The following is a 17,031-nucleotide window of genomic DNA, read 5'->3' as shown; positions in this document are numbered from 1 at the left end:
CAGTGCCGCAGTCGTTGTATAAAGAAACAACGACTGCGGCTGCGGCTAGGGCGGGAATGAGTAGGGCAAAAAGCTGACTGCGGCAGCGGAGGGCGTTGTGAAAATCGAAGCGTCGGTCTTAAATTTTAAAGGGCAGCGATATGAGCGGATTGGGATCGAGCCCTACGACCGCTGGGATGGGTCGACGGTGAACCTGATCGTTTGGCGGTCCTGCTGCGCGCGTTGCGGCGAACCCTTCACGACTAAGACCCCCTCGTCGTCGCCGTCGGTCATGATGGTCCGCCGATGCCCCGAGCATCGCCGCCCCGGGCGTCGTGTCCGGGACGTGCACCCCGCGGCTCGGAGCGTCTGATGCCCAAGGCCGTCGATCTCACCTTCCACGGGTACGTGGCCGACCGCGTCCGCCTGGAGCCGGGGGACTGCCGTAAGGTGCTGCGGGCGATGCCGGACAACTCGGTCGACAGCGTGGTGACCGATCCGCCCTATGCGCTGGTGTCGATCGCCAAGCGGTTCGGGAAGGAGGGCGCCGCTCCGGCCGGTTTCGGGTCGGACGGCGCCTATGCTCGGGCAGCCCGCGGGTTCATGGGGCAGACCTGGGACACCGGCGAGACCGCCTTCGCTGCCGCGTTCTGGGCGGACGTGCTGCGGGTGCTGAAGCCCGGCGGCCACGTCGTCGCCTTCGCCGGCACCCGGACCTACCACCGCCTCGCCGTTGCCATCGAGGACGCGGGCTTCGAGATCCGCGATCAGCTCGGATGGCTCTACGGCTCGGGCTTCGTGAAATCGCATCGCGTCGGAGAGGGGCTCGGCACCGCGCTCAAGCCCGCCTGGGAGCCGATCGTGTTGGCCCGCAAGGCGGTCGAGGGCACCGTGGCCGGGAACGTGCTGACCTGGGGCACGGGCGGGCTCTCGGTCGAGACGTGTCGGATCGCGGCGCCCGACGGCGTGCCGATGTTCCGCAAACGGAACGAGAAGTCGAAGAACACATTCGGGGATGGGCTTAACGGCTCGAATCGAACGGGTGCCCAAGCCGCGACCCGCTGGCCCGCCAACGTTCTGCACGACGGCTCCGACGAGGTGCTGGCCGCGTTCCCTGGCCGGGAGAGCCGGTTTTTCTACGCGGCCAAGGCCGGCGCCTGGGACCGCGCCGGGTCCGAACACCCGACGGTCAAGCCGGTCAGCCTCATGCGCTGGCTGGTGCGCCTCGTGACGCCGCCGGGCGGCCTCGTGCTGGACCCGTTCGCGGGCTCGGGCACCACCGGCACCGCGGCCTACCTCGAGGGGAGGCGCTGTGTCCTAGTCGAGCGCGAGGCCGCGTACCAGCGGGACATTGAGAACCGGCTCGCCGCGCTGTGTGAGGCTGCCCGTCCGGATTGGGCGTGAGCAGGGTGTTGCGATTTTCAAACCACGGTGTTATTTCGAGGCTTCGCAGGTCGAGTGACGAACGCGTAGATGGCACGTCCAGGTCGGAAGCAGCGGGAGCGGGAGAAGCGGCGCGCCAAGGCCGTCCGCGATGCCGCGTCCGAAGTGCTCGCCCTGGACCCGCTCTTCAGCGAGGGTCGGACATGGCACATCGTTCGCACGATGCCCCGCTGGGGCGATCAGACGTGCGAAGCGATGAAGAAGATGGGCGTCGCCACAGTCCGCTTTCGTCACTCCGAGATCGTCATCAGGCGCAATCGTCGCGTCATCCGCTCCACCCCCATCTTGCCGCGCACCATCTTCGTTGGGCTACCCGAGCGCTCGCAGCTCGGGCAGGTCCTCACCTATCCCGGCGTGTCCGAGGTGGTGTCCGCGCCGGCCTTCGACGCCAGCGCCGCCGGCAACATTCCCGGCGTCGTTCACCGCCCCATCGAAGTCGCGGCCGAGGAAGTTGGCGCATTCGCCACCATGCTCGGCCGCGCCAACGTCACCGAGTCCGTCGGCCTGAAGGTCGGCGACCAGGCGCGGGTCTGTGAAGGCCCCTTCGCTAGCTTCACCGCCACCGTCCGCAAGCTCTTACCGAAGGGGCGTGTCGAGGTGGACGTTTCGATCTTCGGTCGCCAGTCGTCGATGCGGCTGGACCGGACGCAACTGGACGCGGCCTGACAGCCGACGTCGCCTGACCCGCGTTCGACCTGGCCTCAGGGCAATGTGGTTGAACCCCGGTCGGAGAACGGGAGACCCCCGATTCTCTGCGATGGAGGCTTGTGCCTGAATGCCCGTCCAGTTCGACATGAGCGGCTTCGAACAGGCGGCGTCCAGCATCGGCGCGCTACAGGATCAGATCCCGTTCGCGCTGAGCCAGTCCTTGAACGACGGCCTGTTCGCCGCCCGTGACCACCTCATCACCCACACGTGGCCGGCCCACGTTACGGTCCGGGACAGTAACTTCATTCGCAACGCCCTGAGGGTAGAGCGGGCCAGTAAAGGCAAGCTCGCCGGCGCCGTGACCAACGAGGGCACGCGAGCCGGCAACCGGGCGCACCTGAAGCTGCACGAGACCGGCGGCACCAAGCGGCCGAACAAGTCGAAGATCGCCATCCCCGATCGCAAGGTGCTGGCCCGCCGCTCAGGCCGCGGCGTCCCGAAGAGCCTGAGGCCCGGCACCGCGCCCAACACCTTCCGCAAGGGCGACGTGATCTACCAGGTCACGGGTGGCAAGAAGAACCGGAAGCTAAAGCTGCTCTACACGCTGAAGGCCAGCGCCCCGATCAAAGGTGTCGTGCCGTTCCATGCGGACTTCGACATGGTCATGCGGCGCGAAGTGGCGCGTGCGTTCCCGGGGCGCATCAAGGCCGCGATGGCTTCGAGGCGGCGGTAGGACGGGTGACGAGGCGACGGACCTCCTAGGGCCCCTCCGCTCACCCCGAGCCCCACCAAATCCCTGGGTCCTTCCAGAGGGGGTAGGGCCCGGAGGTAACGCGCGAGGCTGAGGCCTTTCCCAGCGATGAAACAGCGTAAGGGGGCGTCAGCAGCATGGCGACGGTAGGCCAAGCGGCGGCCCATGTGTTCCTTGCAGAGCGCAATTTCTACGAACTGCTCGACCGCGGCGTCGTCGAGCGGCAACCGGCCGGCGAGTACGACCTGGAGATCGTCCGCGAGGAAGTGATCCGGCAGCTCCGAGCCGCCGCATCCGGCCGCGAGAAGAAGCCCGGCGCGCTGGACGGCGAGTTCGAGAAGGCCCGCAAGGACAAGGAACTGGCGGATCGCACCGCGCTCCAGAACGCGGTGACGCGCGGCGAGCTCGTGGCGATCGAGGAGATCGGGAAGCAGGTCGAGCGCGAGTACGCCGTGGTGCGCGAGCGCCTGCTCGGCATCTCCGGCAAGCTCGGTGCGGACCTGACGCCGGAGCAGGTCGCGCGCATCGAGGCCGAGATCCGCGACGCCCTGGAAGAGTTGCATGACCCAGGCGACATCGCAGAGCGGATCCATCAGCCTGGCGGCGAGGCTGAGGAAGGCGAGGACGAGTTTGAGGCCGCCGCCCCGGCTCGACCTGGTCGAGTGGGCTGACACCTACCGGCGCGTCTCACCGAAGAATTCCGCAACCCCCGGCCGGTGGCGCACTGCGCTGCAGCCGGCGGCGCTGGGCCCGATGCGGGCCGTGACCGATCCGAGCGTGTTCATCGTGACGGTGGTGGCCGCCACGCAGGTGCTCAAGTCCGAGCTCCTGATGAACACGGCCTTCTATTTCATCCACCTCGACCCATCGCCGATCCTGTTCGTGCAGCCGTCGCAGAAGGCTGCTGAGAGCTTCTCGAAAGAGCGCTTCCAGCCGACGGTCGCTGAAACGCCGGTGCTGCGGGAGTTGATCAAGGCGCCGAAGGCGCGCGGCTCCGAGAACACGATCACCCACAAGGATTACCCGGGCGGCTCGCTCGACTTCGTCGGCTCGGAATCGCCGACCGATCTCGCGTCCCGCCCGAAGCGCGTGATCCTGTGCGACGAGATCAACAAGTACCCGGCGAGCGCGGGGAAGGAGGGCGACCCCCTCCTGCTCGCTGAAGAGCGGGCCTCGACCTACAAGGACGTGCGCCGGCACAAGTTCGTCCGGGTCTGCTCGCCCACCGTGAAGGACGCCTGCCGGATCACCGGCGAGTACGAGAAGAGCGATCGGCGCCAGTGCTTCGTCGCCTGCCCGCACTGCGAGCACGAGCAGACGCTGGCCTGGGCGCAGGTCCGCTGGGTGAAGGTCCTGGCCGACGGCTCGGAGACCTTCGACCCGCCGCCGAACGCCGAGGTGGTCTACCACAAGGCCGAGACGGCGGTGATCACCTGCCGGGAGTGCGGCGAGCCCTGGACCGAGACGGAGCGGCGTGAGGCGCTGCGCGCGCTGGAGCACCGGTCAGACTACGGCTGGCGCCAGACGGCGCGGTTCACCTGCTGCGGCGAGGAGCAGACGCCGGAGACTTGGGACGACGAGGGCCGGTCCCGCTGCGGCCACTGTGGCGAGCGCTCGGCTTTCGACGGGCACGCCGGCTTCCACGTCTCGAAGCTACTGTCGGCCCGTCACCGCCTCGCCGACGTCGTGCGCGAGTTCGTGAACGCCCGGAAGGATCCCGAGGCGCTGCGGAAATGGACGAACACCGGCCTCGCCGAAACCTGGGAGCACCAGGCCGGTGAGGGCATGGATGGCTCGCACCTGATCAACCGGGCGGAGCCCTACGGGCCCGACGACCTGCCCGACGCCGTGCGCGTCATCACCGGCTTCTGCGACGTTCAGGGCGATCGCCTCGAGGTGCAACTCGTCGGCTGGGGGCAAGACGAGGAGGCCTGGCCCTTCCTCTACGAGGTGATCAGCCTCGACCCGGCCGAGCCGCAGGCTTGGCGCGAACTCGATGCGCTCCGGGCCCGGGTGTTCACGACGTCCGAGGGCAGAAAAATCCGCATCGCCGCGTTCGGCGTGGACGTCGGCGGCCTGAATCACGCGGCTCAGGCGGTCGCCTACTGCCGCCGCCGCCGCGGCCAGCGCGTGTTCGCTACGATCGGGCGGGGCGGGAAGTATCCGATCTGGCCGATGCGTTCGTCGCGCTCTAAGGCCAACGACAAGATCTGGCTGATGGGCGTGGATGCCGCGAAGGACGCGATCTACGCCCGGCTGAAGATCGAGCCGCTCGCTCATCCCGAGGACGGCTCGGCACCGAAGCCCCACCCGGGCCTCATTCACTTCCCGATGCACGACAGCTTCGGGCCCGACTACTTCGAGCAGCTGACCGCGGAGCGCCGCGAGGTGCGTCGCCGGCTCGGCCAGCAGGTGGTCGTCTGGATCACCCCCAAGGGCAAGCGCAACGAGGCACTCGACACCTTCGTCGGCTGCCTCGCGGTCCGCAAGGCGCTGCCGCAGCGGATCGAGCGCGGCCTGGAATACGGGGTCGGCACCCCGACCGATGAACCTGTGGCACCGCGCCCCGCCTACGTCCCGCCCGCGCACGTGGTCGAAGCCGCCCGCGCGGCGCCCGAACCGACACGACCCGAGCAACCGCAGACCCGCCGCCCGGCCCAAGCGCCGCGGCGATCCGGCTGGCTGTCACCAAGGAGATGACCATGACCACGTCCAAGGCTGACTTCCAGGCGCTCGCCGACAAGGGCGCGGGCTCGCTGATCAAGGTGAGCGGCGTGTGGAGCTACCCGGGCGCGCCGGTGGATTCGTCGGGCACCAACCTGCGCCTGCCGCTGGAGTACGTCTCCGACGCGGATGTTCAGGAAGGCCTGCGCGACGGCACGCTGGTGGCCGCGGTGAACGATCCCTACGGCCACGTCAGCGCCGTGCGCATCGCCCAGGAAGGCGTCACCGTCGTCCCGGCGGGCCTCACCGGCACCGCCGAAATGGGCACCGAGCTGCCGCCGAACTCCCGGCCCGAGCACGACGCCGGTCGCCTGCCGATCTCGCAGGTGCTGGCCGAGCGCCAGACCGTCGCCGGGCTCACCGGCGAGGGTGCCGAGATCCAGGGCCGCCAGGCCGCCGAGGATCCGGCGCGCACCGACGGCCTGACCGGCTCGTTCGGCAAGGAGAAGACCCAGGACGCCGGCGCGCGCCGCGGCCGCTGACGGCAGAGCCCGAGGGCACGTCATGGCGCTCGACGCCGCTCAGACGCAGATCCTGAACGCCCGGCTCGCCTCGATCGAGACTGCGATCGCGTCGGGCGTCACGCGCGCATCGTATGAGGGCAAGTCGACCGAGTTCCGGTCGCTCGCTGAGATGCGCTCGGTGCGAGACGATCTGCGTCGGCAGCTCGGGCTGAGCAGCCGGGGCCGGCGCACGGTCGCCGGCTTCCGGTCCGGGTTCTGACACCGTGCAGCAGACGAACCTGATCGACAGGGTCATCGGCTACGTGGCGCCGCAGCGCGCCGAGAAGCGGATCGCCGCCCGCCAGCGCATTCAGCGGATGGCGGCGACCCGGAACCTCTACGACGCCGCCACGCTCGGTCGCCGTGCGAACGGATGGCGCCGGATCTCGACCGACGCCAATTCCGAGAACCGCTACGCGCTGCGCCTGCTGCGCGACGCGGCGCGCGACATGGTCCGCAACAACGCCTTCGCGTTCCGGGCCAAGTCGACGATCAAGCACAACGTGGTCGGCGCCGGGATCCTGCCGCAGGTCAAGGCGGCCCGGCCCGAGCGCAAGCAGCAGATCACCGAGCTGCTGAAGCTGCACTTCGACACCACCGACATCGACGCGGACGGGCGGACCAACCTCTACGGTATCCAGGCCATGGTCATGGCCACCGTCGTCGAGGCTGGCGAGTGCCTGATCCGGAAGCGGGTGCGTCGGCCGACCGATGGCTACGCCCTGCCGTTCCAGCTGCAGGTGCTCGAGCCCGACTTCCTCGACACGAATTTCGATGGGGAGCTCCCGAACGGGAACACCTGCATCCAGGGGATCGAGTTCGACCAGCGCGGCAAGCGCGTGGCCTACTACCTCTACGACCAGCACCCGGGCGCGGTGTTTGGCGGCGCGGTGAGCCTGCCGCGCGGGCGTCGGGTCTCCGCGGATTTCGTCGCCCACATCTACCGGGTCGACCGGCCCGGCCAGGTTCGCGGCGTCTCGTGGTTCGCCCCCGTCATGGTGCGGATGCGCGACTTCGCCGACTACACCGACGCGCAGCTGATGCGCCAGAAGATCGCCTCCTGCTTCGCGGCGTTCATCACCTCGGAGGAGGACTTCGACGCGGGCGCCGCCATCGGCGAGGACGGCTCGATCAGCGCCAACGACGGAGCGAGCCCGTACCCGGTCGAGAGTTTCGAGCCGGGCATGATCGAGCGGCTGCGGCCGGGCGAGAGCGTCACGGCCTTCCAGCCGCCGACCACCGCGGACTTCCAGCCGTACTACTCGACCACGCTGCACGAGATCGCGGCCGGTCTGAACATCCCGTTCGAGTCGCTCACGGTCGACTTGAGCGAGGTCAGCTTCATCAGCGGGCGCCTGGGCCGCATCGAGTTTCACACGTCGGTCGACGACTGGCGCTGGAACATGCTCATCCCGCAGATGATGGGCCCGCTCGCCTCCTGGACCCTGGAGGCGGCCGCCGTCGCCACTGGGTCGAGCGAGCCATTCACCCTCGGCTGGACCCCGCCGCGGTGGGAAATGCTGGATCCGGCTGCCGAGGTTGCGGCGTCCAGCGCCGCCATTCGTAACGGCCTGACCTGGCGCAGCGAGGAGCTGCGCAAGAACGGCATCGATCCGGACGACTGGCTGGCCGGCATGATCGCCGACAACGCCCTGGTCGACGCCCACGGCATCGTCCTCGACTCGGATCCGCGGACCACCACCCTGCGCGGCGCCCAGCAGAAGTCCGACAACGCGAAGCTGCCGGACGCGCTCGCCCCCTGAACACGGACCACAGCATGACCAAGCCACGCAGGCCCGCGAAGGGCGCCGGCGCGCGCGCCGACATGCAGGGCACCCGCTCGCTCGTGATGAACGGCGAGCTGATGCTCTACGGCGTCGTCGACAGCTACATCGACCCCTACGACCCGATCGGTGCAGTGGTGCGCTCGCTCGACGTCATGGGCTCGATCATCGAGCTCGCCGATCAGCCGCGGTTGAGCGTGCGCATCAACTCCCCGGGCGGCAACGTCATGGAGGGCCTGTCGATCTTCAACGCCCTGCGCAACGCGGGCAAGCCGATCGACATCCACATCGACGCCATGGCCGCCTCGATCGCCTCGGTGATCGCGATGGCCGGCGACACGATCACGATCGCCGATACCGGCACGATCATGATCCACAATCCCTGGGACGTGGCCATCGGCGATGCCGATGACATGCGCCAGCGCGCCGACGAGATCGACCGGCTGAAGGCGATCGTCGTCGACATCTACGCCAAGCGCACCGGGCTCGACCCGGTCGAGATCGACGCGTTGATGACCGCCGAGACCTTCATGTCGGCGGATGACGCGGTCGAGCGCGGCTTCGCGGATTCGGTCGAGCAGGGCTTGGCCATCGCCGCGTGCGCGCGGCTCACCCGAGAGGATCTGGGGCGTCTCAACGCCCCGGTGTCGGCCCGCGCCGCGCGCGGCTCGACCGTCACGGCTGCCGCCCCTGCGGCTCAGCCCCAACCTGCGGCCCCCGCCGCGCCCCCTGAGGAGAAGCCCGCGATGGCTGAATACACCCCCGCCGGCGGCTCCGCTGCTCCGGCCGTTCCCGCGCACACCCCGGCTCCCGCCCCGGCGCCGGCCGTCGATCAGGGCGCGCTGCGCCGTGAGGCGACCGAGGCCGAGCGCGGCCGCGTCACCGGCATCCTAGCCGCGGCGCGTTCCGCGAAGTTCGACCCGAACGACGCCTTCGTGACCGGGCTCATCCAGAACAGCATCGACCTGCAGGCGGCCCGCACCGCGATCCTCGACCGCTGGTCGGAGACGCAGAACGCCCGGCAGGACAACCCGCCCGGCGGCGAGCGCCCGTCCGGCATCGAGGTCCAGGCCGACGCCGTGGACCGCTGGGCCGAGGGTGCCGAGCGCGGCCTGATGATCCGCACCGGCCTCGCCCGCGCCGAGGACAAGGACCGCGGCAACGAGTTCGTGGGCCTGACCCTGGCCGAGCTCGCCCGCTCCTCGCTGACCGTCCGCAACATGAAGTCCGGCGGCGAGAACCGCATGGCCATGGTCGGCCGGGCCTTCACCGTCCGCAACAGCGGCCCGGGCTTCCACTCGACCTCGGACTTCCCGAGCATCCTCCAGAACGTCGCCTACCGCGCCGTGCTGAAGGGCTACCAAGAGGTCGACGAGACCTTCCCGCTGTGGACCGGCAAGGGCACGGCCTCGGACTTCCGCCCGATCTCCCGCGTCGACATGGGCCTGTTCCCGTCGCTCGGGAAGGTCGAGGAGGGCGCCGAGTACACCTACGCCACCATGGGCGACACCGGCACCGTCGTGCAGGTCGCGACCTACGGGCGACTGTTCGCCATCACCCGCCAGGCCATCATCAACGACGACCTGCAGTTCTTCCAGCGGGTGCCGGAGCGGATGGGCCGCGCTGCCAAGCGCACGATCGGCAACCTCGTCTACGCGACTCTGAACGTGAACCCGGTGATGCAGGACGGCGTCGCCCTGTTCAACGCGGCGCACGGCAACCTCGCCACCGTGGCGGGTGCCCCGAGCGTCACCACCCTCGCGGCCGCCATGGCGGCGATGCAGGTGCAGACCGACACCAGCGGAATCGGCACTGGCGGCGGCGTCATGCCGAAGTACGTGCTCACCCCGCCGGCCCTGTGGATGCCGACGAAGGTCGCCATCACCTCGGCGAACTACCCGGGCGACCCCGCCTCGGTGGCCAACCCGATCCGGGACATGTTCACCCCGATCGCGGACAGCCGCCTGTCCGGCAATGCCTGGTACATGGCCGCCGATCCGAACCAGCAGGACACGATCGAGGTGACCTACCTCGACGGCGTCGAGGAGCCCTTCCTCGACCAGAAGGACGGCTGGACCGTCGATGGGACCGAGATGAAGGTCCGGATCGACGCGGGCGTGAAGGCCCTCCACTGGCGCGGCCTCTACCGCAACGTCGGCGCCTGATCGCCGCGCGGCCGGCGCCCGAGCCGGCCGCACCTCCACCCCACCCTGAACTCTCGGTCCGCGCGGGCGCGTCCCGCCGGCGCAGGAGCGCGTCATGAAGAACTTCATCATGGAGGGCGACACCCTCACCGTCCCGGCCCCGGCCGGCGGCGTCGTGAGCGGTGCCCTCGTCATCATCGGCCTCATGGTCGGCGTCGCCACCACCACCCAGCCGCAGGGCGCACCCGTCGCGGTTAAAACCCGCGGCGTGTTCGAGCTGCCGAAGACCTCTGCCGAGGCCTGGACGGTCGGGCAGGCCATCTACTGGACCGGAACGGCCGCTACCTCCACGTCGGGGGGGACGCTGCTGGGCTACGCCGCCGAGGCGGCCGCCAATCCCTCGGCTGTCGGCCGCGTCCGCCTGATCCCGCGCGCCGCCTGACGCCGTGATCGACTTCGCCGCCCTGACGCTCGCGCCGTGCATCGACATCTTCGCGCGGCCGATCATCATCACCCCGCAGGCGTCACAGCCCGCGCGGCGTGAGGGCGGCGTCACCGTCCCGGCCGGCCAGCCCTTCGCCTCCCGGGGCGTCTGGGCGAGTCGGCCGATCGACGTGGCGACCGAGGACGGCATCATGTCGTCCCAGTCCCATACGCTCGGCATCCAAGCGCGGGACTTCGAGATCCAGCCTCAGCCTGGCGATCTGGTCGAGATCCCGGCTGCCGGCAGCCTGCCGCGGATCGGCATCTGCGAGATCGAGGACACCGACGACGATGGCCAGGGCGGCACGTCGCTGTCGCTGAAGGTCGTTGGCCCGTGACCACCGCGGCGTTCGATATCCGCGAGGCGATCGTCGAGCGCCTCTCCGACCTCCCGGGCTACAAGACCCGGCCGCGCCGGGTGCCGCTGCCGCAGCAGCAGCCGGATAAGCTCCCGCAGTTGTCCGTGTTCATCATGGGCGAGCGGCTGACCCCCGAGGGTGATGCCGGCGCCTCCGCGCCCAGCTTCGTGTCCGAGATCTCCATCGGCATCTCGGACATGCGGGGTTTCGCCAGCACCCTGGTGCTCGACGGCCAGAACGACGCCGCGGTGGATGCGATCGAGGAGCGCCTGCTCTGCGATGCGTCGTTCACCACCAAGGGCCCGTGCGCGCTGTTCGAGGCCGTGACCGGCATCACGCGGCGCCGGATCTACCCGCAGGACGGCGAGACGTACTTCGCCGAGCTCCGGCTGGAGATGACCTTCCGCGTCCGCGTCGACTTCCCGCCGATCGTGCCGGACGCCTTCCTCGACATGGCCGTGACGCTGAAGCGCCCGGGCCACCCCGGCGCGCCCGAGCCCGATTTCATCATTCCCGTCCCTCAGGAGGAGACGCCATGAAGTTCCACGTGGAGCCCGTCTCCAAGAAAACCCCGGTGCCCCCGCATCCCATCGAGGGGCCGATGCCCGCCGAGGGCGGCGCCGACTGGATCGCCGACCAGTACACCCTGCGCCTCATCCTCGACGGCGTGATCCGCCGGACCGCCGAGGACGATGCCGACGCCGCCGCGCAGGACACCGCCGCGCGCCGCCGCGCTGCCCCCGCCACCCCCGCGCCCGCCCCGGGCAAAGCCCAGGAGGCCTGATCCATGCCCACGAACGGCGCCCTCTCCGATATCCCGGCCAACTGGAAGCAGCCGCTGTTCTGGCTGACCGTCGACGGCAGCCAGGCCGGCCTGTCGACCCAGCGCGAGCCCGTGCTGCAGGTCGGGCAGATGCTCCCCCAGGGCGTCGCGGCCAAGAACGTCCCGATCGCCGTCGGCTCGCCCGAGAACGCGGCGGCGCTGTTCGGCTACGGCTCCATGCTGCACCGCATGGCCATCGTGCACTTCCGGATCGCTCCGTATCACGAGCTCTGGATGATGGCGCTGGCCGACCCGGCTGCAGGCGTCGCCGCCACCGGCGCGATCGCGGTCACCACGGCGCCGACCACGGCCGGCACGATCCCGTTCTACATCGCCGGGCAGGTCGTCAGCGTCCTGGCCAACGGCTCGGACACGGCCGGGCAGCTCGCGACCAAGATCGCGGCCGCGATCAACGCCGTCTCGATGCTGCCGGTCTCGGCGGCGGTCGACGGCACCAACCCGGCGAAGGTCAACCTCACCTGCGACTGGAAGGGGCTGACCGGCAACGACATTCAGCTGCTGGACTGCTTCTACGGGTCCATCGGCGGCGAGGTGCTGCCGGCCGGCCTCGTGCTCGCCTACACGGCGATGTCCGGCGGCACCGGCTCGCCCGACATGACCGCGGCGATCCCGGCCATCGGCGACGACGAGTACGACTACGTCGCGCTGCCCTTCACCGACTCCGTCTCGCTCGCCCTCTGGGAGATCGAGTACGGCTTCACCCCGTCCGGCCGCTGGGGCTGGGCCCGGCAGCTGTACGGCGGCATCTTCTCGGCGCGGCGCGACACCTACGCGAACCTGATGACCTTCGGGCCGACCCGGAATTCGCCGAACGTCTCGATCATGCCGGTCGAGCCGACGGCCCAGGCGCCGATCTGGGAGATCACGGCGGCCTACGCCGCGGCCGCCGCCGACGCGCTGCTCAACGCCCCGGCCCGGCCGCTCCATACCCTGGAGTTCACCGGCATCCTGCCGGCGCAGCGTCAGGGGCGGTTCAACGGCAACCAGCGGCAGGCTCTGGCCACCGCGGGTCTCGCCATGCAGGGCGTCGCGCCGTCGGGCGACATGATGATCCTGCGCGAGCAGACGACCTACCAGGTGAACCAGTACGGCCAGTCCGACGACGCCTACGAGCTCGTCACCACGCTGTTCACCCTCGCCCGCCTGTTCCGGCGGATGAAGTCGTCGGTCACCTCGAAGTTCGGCCGGCACCAGCTGGCGAACGACGACACGGCCTTCGCGGACGGCCTGGCGATCGTCACCCCGTCGATCGTCAAGTCCGAGCTGCTGTCGGAGTATAACTCGGCGGTCTTCGACGGGCTCGCCGAGAACTTCGAGAACTTCAAGAACAACCTCTCGGTGGAGCGGGACAAGAACATCCCGACCCGCCTCAACGTCGTCTACCCGCCGGACATCGCCAACGGCCTGCGCACGTTCGCCGTCCTGGCCCAGTTCCGCCTGCAGTTCGGCCGCGCCTGACGCGCGGGCTCTCACCGGGCCCTCGCGGCCGATCTCACATTCGGAGGCCTAGACCATGGGCAAGCGCATCGCCGGCACGGCGTACATCACGGCGGACGGCGTGCAGCTGGCGCTCCGCGGAAATCTCAGCGTCAGCATCTCGGCCTACGAGCGCACCGGTATTGCCGGCCTCGACCGGGTGCATGGATACGAGGAGCGGCCGCGCGTGCCGTTCATCGAGTGCGACGTCTCGCTGGGCAACGACACCACCATCGCGCAGCTTTCGGCGATCACCGACGCGACGGTGGTGGCCCGGCTCGCGAACGGCCGGACCTACACGCTGTTCGGGGCCTGGACGAAGGATGCTTTCGAGCTCAACGCCGAGCAGGGCATGACCCGGGTCCGGTTCGAGGGCATCAGCGGGAGCGAGTTCTGATGGACGGCTTCACCGACGTTCCGCAGCAGCAGCCCGCCCCGCAGCCGGCCGCCGCGCCGGCCCAGGCACCCGCCGGTGTCAACCCGTGGGCCGTGAAGGTCACGCTCTCCAAGCCGATCGAGATCGCGGATGCCAACGGCCACGTGCTGCGTCGAATCGACGAGCTGTTTTTTCGCGAGCCCACCGCGATGGACATCATCGAGGTCGGCGGCAACCCGGTGCACATGGACGTCTTCGCCGACGACCCATCCAGCACGATCCGGTTCGACGGGCGGCAGATGAGCGCCATGATCGCTCGGCTGTCCAACACGCCGCCGCCGTTCATCGGGAAGATGGCCCCCTCCGATTGGACGTACTGCGCTTGGCAGCTCGCCGGTTTTTTTCTGCCGGCGCAGCCGAGGAGCTGATCACCAGCTGCCTGCGCCTGGCCATGATCTACCGGTGCGATCCGGCCTGCTTCCTGTCCCGCTCTCCTGAATACCTCGCGGTCGTCAACCGGCACACGCCGGACGTGCTCGAGGAGATGATCGAGGCCAAGCTCTATGGCGGATGAAGCCCTGCGCATGCAGGCGGAGGTCCAGGACAAGTTCACCGGTCCTCTGAAGGCTCTCCGCGCACAGCTCCTCGACGTCACCCGCACCGGGGCCAATCACAGCGAGACGCTGGCGAAGGGCTTCAAGGGCGTCGAAGGCGCCATGCAGTCGACGGCGCGCACCGCGTCGAGCCTGATCAACCCGGCCTTCGCCGCGCTCGGCGTGACCGGCCTGACCGCTGGCGCGGCGGTCGCCGGCATCTCAAGCGCGCTGAACAAGCTTACGGGCAACCTGTCCGGCCTCGGGCAGCTCAGCCGCGAGACCGGTGTAGCGGCCAAGACCCTCCAGGAGTTTGGTGCGGTCGCCGGCCGGTTCGGCATCGAGCAGGACGCGGTCGCCAACGGCGCCCGGAACTTCGCCGCCCAGATGCGGCTGTTCTCGCGCAGCACCGGCGAGGCGTTCCAGTGGGTTGTCCGGCAGGGCACGGACGCGGCCGGCCGCAAGGCGTTCCAGGATTTCGCCACCGACCTCCAGCGCACCACCGACGAGGGCGAAAAGCTCAAGAAGGCGCTCGCCTTCATGGAGACGATCCGCAACCCGGTGGAGCGGGGTATCTTCGCCCAGCAGTTCTTCGGTAACCAGGATCTTGGGCGCCTCGCGGACGGCCACCTCGGCAAGGTCGTGGACCTGTTCAAGAAGGCCCGGGAGAAGATCGGGGTGTTCAACCCCGACGACATCCTGAACGCCGACAAGTTCGACCGCTCGATCTCGGACCTGAAGGGGTCCATGTCTCGGTTCGGCCTGCTGATCGCGCGCGAGTTGCTCGGGCCCGCCACACAGTTCACGACCTGGATCAACGAGCTCGTTTCGGACCAGCGCGGCGACTTGTTGAAGGGGCTCCGCGAGGGGCTGGAGGGCGTCAAGAAAGAACTCGGCGAGATCAACTTCAAGCAGGCCGGTGATGATGCCGTTGCATTCCTGAAGGAGAGCACGGCGCTCGCCGGCTCCATGGCCCGGGCGTTCCACGAGGTCGCCGAGGCCATCCACGCGATCCGTAATGGCAACCCTGTCGCGGCTGCGCGCGGTCTCGACGGCGCTTCGGGCCCTCTGGCGCGCAAATTCGCCCCTCGGGTGGGTGACGACGAGATCGCGGCCCAGGAGGAAGTCGACCGGCTGCGCAAGCTGAAGGATCTGGCAAGCGAAGCACAGGGCCACTTCATCGGTCGGACGCAGCAGCGCCTGGGCCTCATCGGCACGCCGGAGCAGGCCGGCAAGAACCTCGAGGACGCCGAGGCTCGGCTAAAGGCGCTACAGGGGCGCACGCCCGAGCAGCGACAGAAGGATTTCGAGTCGTCGGACAAGCTGCGGCGCTCGATCGACACCCTGACCGACGAGATGAAGGCCAGCCGCAGCGGCGCGACCGTCCAGAAGCAATCCATGGACACGCAGGGCGGGCTATTCGGCGGTGCCACGATCCAGTCGGCTGCGTTCGGCGGCAGCGGGTTCCGCCGGTTCGGCGGCGGTGTGAGTCTACCGCCGAGCGATGGAGCGCCGCAGTTCTACGGCGGCCCGCAGGCCGAGCGGCGCGGTGGTTCTGGACCGGGCTATGCTGGCGAGCGGGGACCCGCCGGCCCTGGTGCGGGTCGCGTCTTTGGCGGCGGGCGCTTCAACGGGCTGGGCGGCGGGCCGCGCCCGCAAAGGATGGACCCGGGTGGTGCCGGGGGGCGACGCGCGCGCGGCGGGGTCTTCGACGACGGGCCACGCATCGCCGGTCAGGGTGCAGTGCGGGGCGGGACAGATGCCCGTGCTCAGCGTGCCATGGCTCGCCTCATCGCGAGGGGCTGGACCCCTGAGGCTGCCGCTACGGCCGTGGGGCAAGCTGTCGAAGAAAGTGGAGTTCGATCTGACGGACCCCTTGGCGACACCAAGCGCTTCGGGACCGGTGACGACGCCGCGCATGGCATGTTTCAGTGGCGCGGTGGTCGCTTCCGTGAGCTGAAGCGGTTCGCCGAGGCGCGCGGCGTCCCGTGGACGGATTTCGATGCTCAAGTCGACTTCTTCGATCAGGAGCGTAAGGGGCGGTCGGGCGCAGAGCGCAACTGGCATTCCGAAAGGGATCTGAACCGCGGAAATCGGATTGGAAAACTCTTTGAGGGGTATGCGGGCGGTCTCCAGGCTCAACGAGAGGCCCATGCCCGTCGACAGCTCGAACTGTATCGCCGCGGTGGAACGCCGATTCCCAAGGCCGAGGGTGGCGGGGACGGCGACACGCTCCCAAACGGTGCGCCGCGGGTTCTGAAGCCGAACAGCATGCGGGACGCGCCGGGCCTCACGATGGATGAGGCGAACCAACGGCGCGAAGGCTTGAAAGGCGTATTCACACGCCGCGCTGAGGTGTTGGCCGACCCGAACGATGAGCGCCGCCAAGGCGAGAAGCCGTTTTACTCTGACGAGGATGATCGGCGGGCCGCTCGAGACCTGGGCATCGCTCTACGCGCCACGCGCGCCAAGCAGGAGGCCCAGCGGGAGCGGATGCGTCTCGATGGCGCCCGGGTCGGCGCTGCCGCGGCTCAAGCCGGCGTGGTCGGCGCACAGGTGAACGGCAGCGTCACGACCGTGATCGAGAAGGCCGGCCCGGAGGCGAAGGCCAAGACCAGCGTGAACGGCAACCTCTTCCAGGAAGTGCGGACCCAGAACGGGTCGCAAATGCGGAAAGCGGACTAGCGGCGGACAGCCGCTGTATCATCCATGTAGATCGAGTTCGGCCCGCAGGGGTGCCATTCCTTCTGGGCCTCGATTTGCCCCTTCCGCCCCCAACACCAGCCAGCCTGGGACAGGCGACCGCTCAGACGATCCCGGAGTGGGCAGGCTTCTTCGCGGGTCAGTTCATCCGTTGATCCCCGACAATCCCGGTTCGCCAGCGCCTCGGCCTTCAGAAGCTCTGGAACGCTGGGGGCGCGCTC

The 17,031-nt window shown here is 69.2% G+C and carries 18 protein-coding genes; all 18 read left to right on the top strand.

Features of this window, described 5'->3' with window-relative positions; all coding sequences use genetic code 11:
- Positions 1-351 precede the first annotated feature (351 nt).
- Entirely contained in the window at positions 352-1,383 is a 1,032-nt protein-coding gene (locus BMZ47_RS25560) for a DNA-methyltransferase (RefSeq protein WP_091864962.1), read from the top strand.
- Positions 1,384-1,452: 69 nt separating this feature from the next.
- On the top strand, positions 1,453-2,088 hold the full coding sequence (nusG, locus tag BMZ47_RS25555; RefSeq protein WP_091864960.1) for a transcription termination/antitermination protein NusG: 636 nt from the start codon (positions 1,453-1,455) through the stop codon (positions 2,086-2,088).
- Positions 2,089-2,197: 109 nt separating this feature from the next.
- Complete coding sequence (locus tag BMZ47_RS25550) at positions 2,198-2,803, top strand: hypothetical protein (RefSeq protein ID WP_091864958.1); 606 nt, start codon at positions 2,198-2,200, stop codon at positions 2,801-2,803.
- 155 nt (positions 2,804-2,958) lie between these two features.
- Positions 2,959-3,492: a DUF885 domain-containing protein gene (locus BMZ47_RS25545; protein ID WP_091864956.1), complete on the top strand. Its 534-nt coding sequence runs from the start codon at positions 2,959-2,961 to the stop codon at positions 3,490-3,492.
- A complete protein-coding gene (locus BMZ47_RS25540; RefSeq protein ID WP_091864954.1) occupies positions 3,383-5,521 on the top strand; it encodes a phage terminase large subunit family protein in 2,139 nt (712 codons plus the stop codon). Before BMZ47_RS25545 ends, BMZ47_RS25540 begins: the two co-directional genes overlap by 110 nt.
- Before the next feature lie 2 nt (positions 5,522-5,523).
- Positions 5,524-6,027: a hypothetical protein gene (locus tag BMZ47_RS25535; protein ID WP_091864952.1), complete on the top strand. Its 504-nt coding sequence runs from the start codon at positions 5,524-5,526 to the stop codon at positions 6,025-6,027.
- Between the two features lie 22 nt (positions 6,028-6,049).
- Entirely contained in the window at positions 6,050-6,268 is a 219-nt protein-coding gene (locus BMZ47_RS25530) for a phage head-tail joining protein (protein ID WP_091864950.1), read from the top strand.
- A 4-nt stretch (positions 6,269-6,272) separates the two neighbouring features.
- Positions 6,273-7,811, top strand: coding sequence for a phage portal protein (locus BMZ47_RS25525; RefSeq protein ID WP_091864948.1), 1,539 nt, complete (start codon positions 6,273-6,275; stop codon positions 7,809-7,811).
- Positions 7,812-7,825: 14 nt separating this feature from the next.
- Positions 7,826-9,997 carry a ClpP-like prohead protease/major capsid protein fusion protein gene (locus BMZ47_RS25520; protein ID WP_091864946.1) on the top strand — a complete coding sequence of 724 codons (2,172 nt, stop codon included), beginning with the start codon at positions 7,826-7,828 and terminating at the stop codon, positions 9,995-9,997.
- A 94-nt stretch (positions 9,998-10,091) separates the two neighbouring features.
- A complete protein-coding gene (locus tag BMZ47_RS25515; RefSeq protein ID WP_091864944.1) occupies positions 10,092-10,418 on the top strand; it encodes a DUF2190 family protein in 327 nt (108 codons plus the stop codon).
- A 4-nt stretch (positions 10,419-10,422) separates the two neighbouring features.
- Positions 10,423-10,797 carry a head-tail joining protein gene (locus tag BMZ47_RS25510; protein ID WP_091864942.1) on the top strand — a complete coding sequence of 125 codons (375 nt, stop codon included), beginning with the start codon at positions 10,423-10,425 and terminating at the stop codon, positions 10,795-10,797.
- On the top strand, positions 10,794-11,357 hold the full coding sequence (locus BMZ47_RS25505; RefSeq protein ID WP_091864940.1) for a hypothetical protein: 564 nt from the start codon (positions 10,794-10,796) through the stop codon (positions 11,355-11,357). Before BMZ47_RS25510 ends, BMZ47_RS25505 begins: the two co-directional genes overlap by 4 nt.
- Positions 11,354-11,602, top strand: a complete 249-nt coding sequence (locus tag BMZ47_RS25500) for a hypothetical protein (RefSeq protein ID WP_091864938.1) — start codon at positions 11,354-11,356, stop codon at positions 11,600-11,602. Before BMZ47_RS25505 ends, BMZ47_RS25500 begins: the two co-directional genes overlap by 4 nt.
- Positions 11,603-11,605: 3 nt before the next feature.
- Entirely contained in the window at positions 11,606-13,120 is a 1,515-nt protein-coding gene (locus BMZ47_RS25495) for a phage tail sheath C-terminal domain-containing protein (protein WP_091864936.1), read from the top strand.
- 55 nt (positions 13,121-13,175) lie between these two features.
- Complete coding sequence (locus BMZ47_RS25490; protein WP_091864934.1) at positions 13,176-13,535, top strand: phage tail tube protein; 360 nt, start codon at positions 13,176-13,178, stop codon at positions 13,533-13,535.
- Complete coding sequence (locus tag BMZ47_RS25485; RefSeq protein ID WP_091864932.1) at positions 13,535-13,942, top strand: phage tail assembly protein; 408 nt, start codon at positions 13,535-13,537, stop codon at positions 13,940-13,942. The genes BMZ47_RS25490 and BMZ47_RS25485 overlap by 1 nt, the downstream gene beginning before the upstream one ends.
- Complete coding sequence (locus BMZ47_RS28265; protein WP_139221065.1) at positions 13,897-14,088, top strand: hypothetical protein; 192 nt, start codon at positions 13,897-13,899, stop codon at positions 14,086-14,088. Before BMZ47_RS25485 ends, BMZ47_RS28265 begins: the two co-directional genes overlap by 46 nt.
- A complete protein-coding gene (locus tag BMZ47_RS25480; RefSeq protein WP_091864930.1) occupies positions 14,078-16,792 on the top strand; it encodes a phage tail tip lysozyme in 2,715 nt (904 codons plus the stop codon). Before BMZ47_RS28265 ends, BMZ47_RS25480 begins: the two co-directional genes overlap by 11 nt.
- Positions 16,793-17,031 lie beyond the last annotated feature (239 nt).

Source organism: Methylobacterium brachiatum (assembly GCF_900113845.1).
Lineage (GTDB): Bacteria > Pseudomonadota > Alphaproteobacteria > Rhizobiales > Beijerinckiaceae > Methylobacterium > Methylobacterium brachiatum.
The sequence above is the reverse complement of the archived record's forward strand: the minus strand, read 5'-3'. Positions and strand labels throughout refer to the sequence as shown.

Bases quoted from the DNA above. Each gene is read 5' to 3' on its own strand.
- BMZ47_RS25560 (WP_091864962.1), top strand. From the start codon at position 352: ATGCCCAAGGCCGTCGATCTCACCTTCCACGGGTACGTGGCCGACCGC.
- nusG (WP_091864960.1), top strand. From the start codon at position 1,453: ATGGCACGTCCAGGTCGGAAGCAGCGGGAGCGGGAGAAGCGGCGCGCC.
- BMZ47_RS25550 (WP_091864958.1), top strand. From the start codon at position 2,198: ATGCCCGTCCAGTTCGACATGAGCGGCTTCGAACAGGCGGCGTCCAGC.
- BMZ47_RS25545 (WP_091864956.1), top strand. From the start codon at position 2,959: ATGGCGACGGTAGGCCAAGCGGCGGCCCATGTGTTCCTTGCAGAGCGC.
- BMZ47_RS25540 (WP_091864954.1), top strand. From the start codon at position 3,383: ATGACCCAGGCGACATCGCAGAGCGGATCCATCAGCCTGGCGGCGAGG.
- BMZ47_RS25535 (WP_091864952.1), top strand. From the start codon at position 5,524: ATGACCACGTCCAAGGCTGACTTCCAGGCGCTCGCCGACAAGGGCGCG.
- BMZ47_RS25530 (WP_091864950.1), top strand. From the start codon at position 6,050: ATGGCGCTCGACGCCGCTCAGACGCAGATCCTGAACGCCCGGCTCGCC.
- BMZ47_RS25520 (WP_091864946.1), top strand. From the start codon at position 7,826: ATGACCAAGCCACGCAGGCCCGCGAAGGGCGCCGGCGCGCGCGCCGAC.
- BMZ47_RS25515 (WP_091864944.1), top strand. From the start codon at position 10,092: ATGAAGAACTTCATCATGGAGGGCGACACCCTCACCGTCCCGGCCCCG.
- BMZ47_RS25500 (WP_091864938.1), top strand. From the start codon at position 11,354: ATGAAGTTCCACGTGGAGCCCGTCTCCAAGAAAACCCCGGTGCCCCCG.
- BMZ47_RS25495 (WP_091864936.1), top strand. From the start codon at position 11,606: ATGCCCACGAACGGCGCCCTCTCCGATATCCCGGCCAACTGGAAGCAG.
- BMZ47_RS25490 (WP_091864934.1), top strand. From the start codon at position 13,176: ATGGGCAAGCGCATCGCCGGCACGGCGTACATCACGGCGGACGGCGTG.
- BMZ47_RS25485 (WP_091864932.1), top strand. From the start codon at position 13,535: ATGGACGGCTTCACCGACGTTCCGCAGCAGCAGCCCGCCCCGCAGCCG.
- BMZ47_RS25480 (WP_091864930.1), top strand. From the start codon at position 14,078: ATGGCGGATGAAGCCCTGCGCATGCAGGCGGAGGTCCAGGACAAGTTC.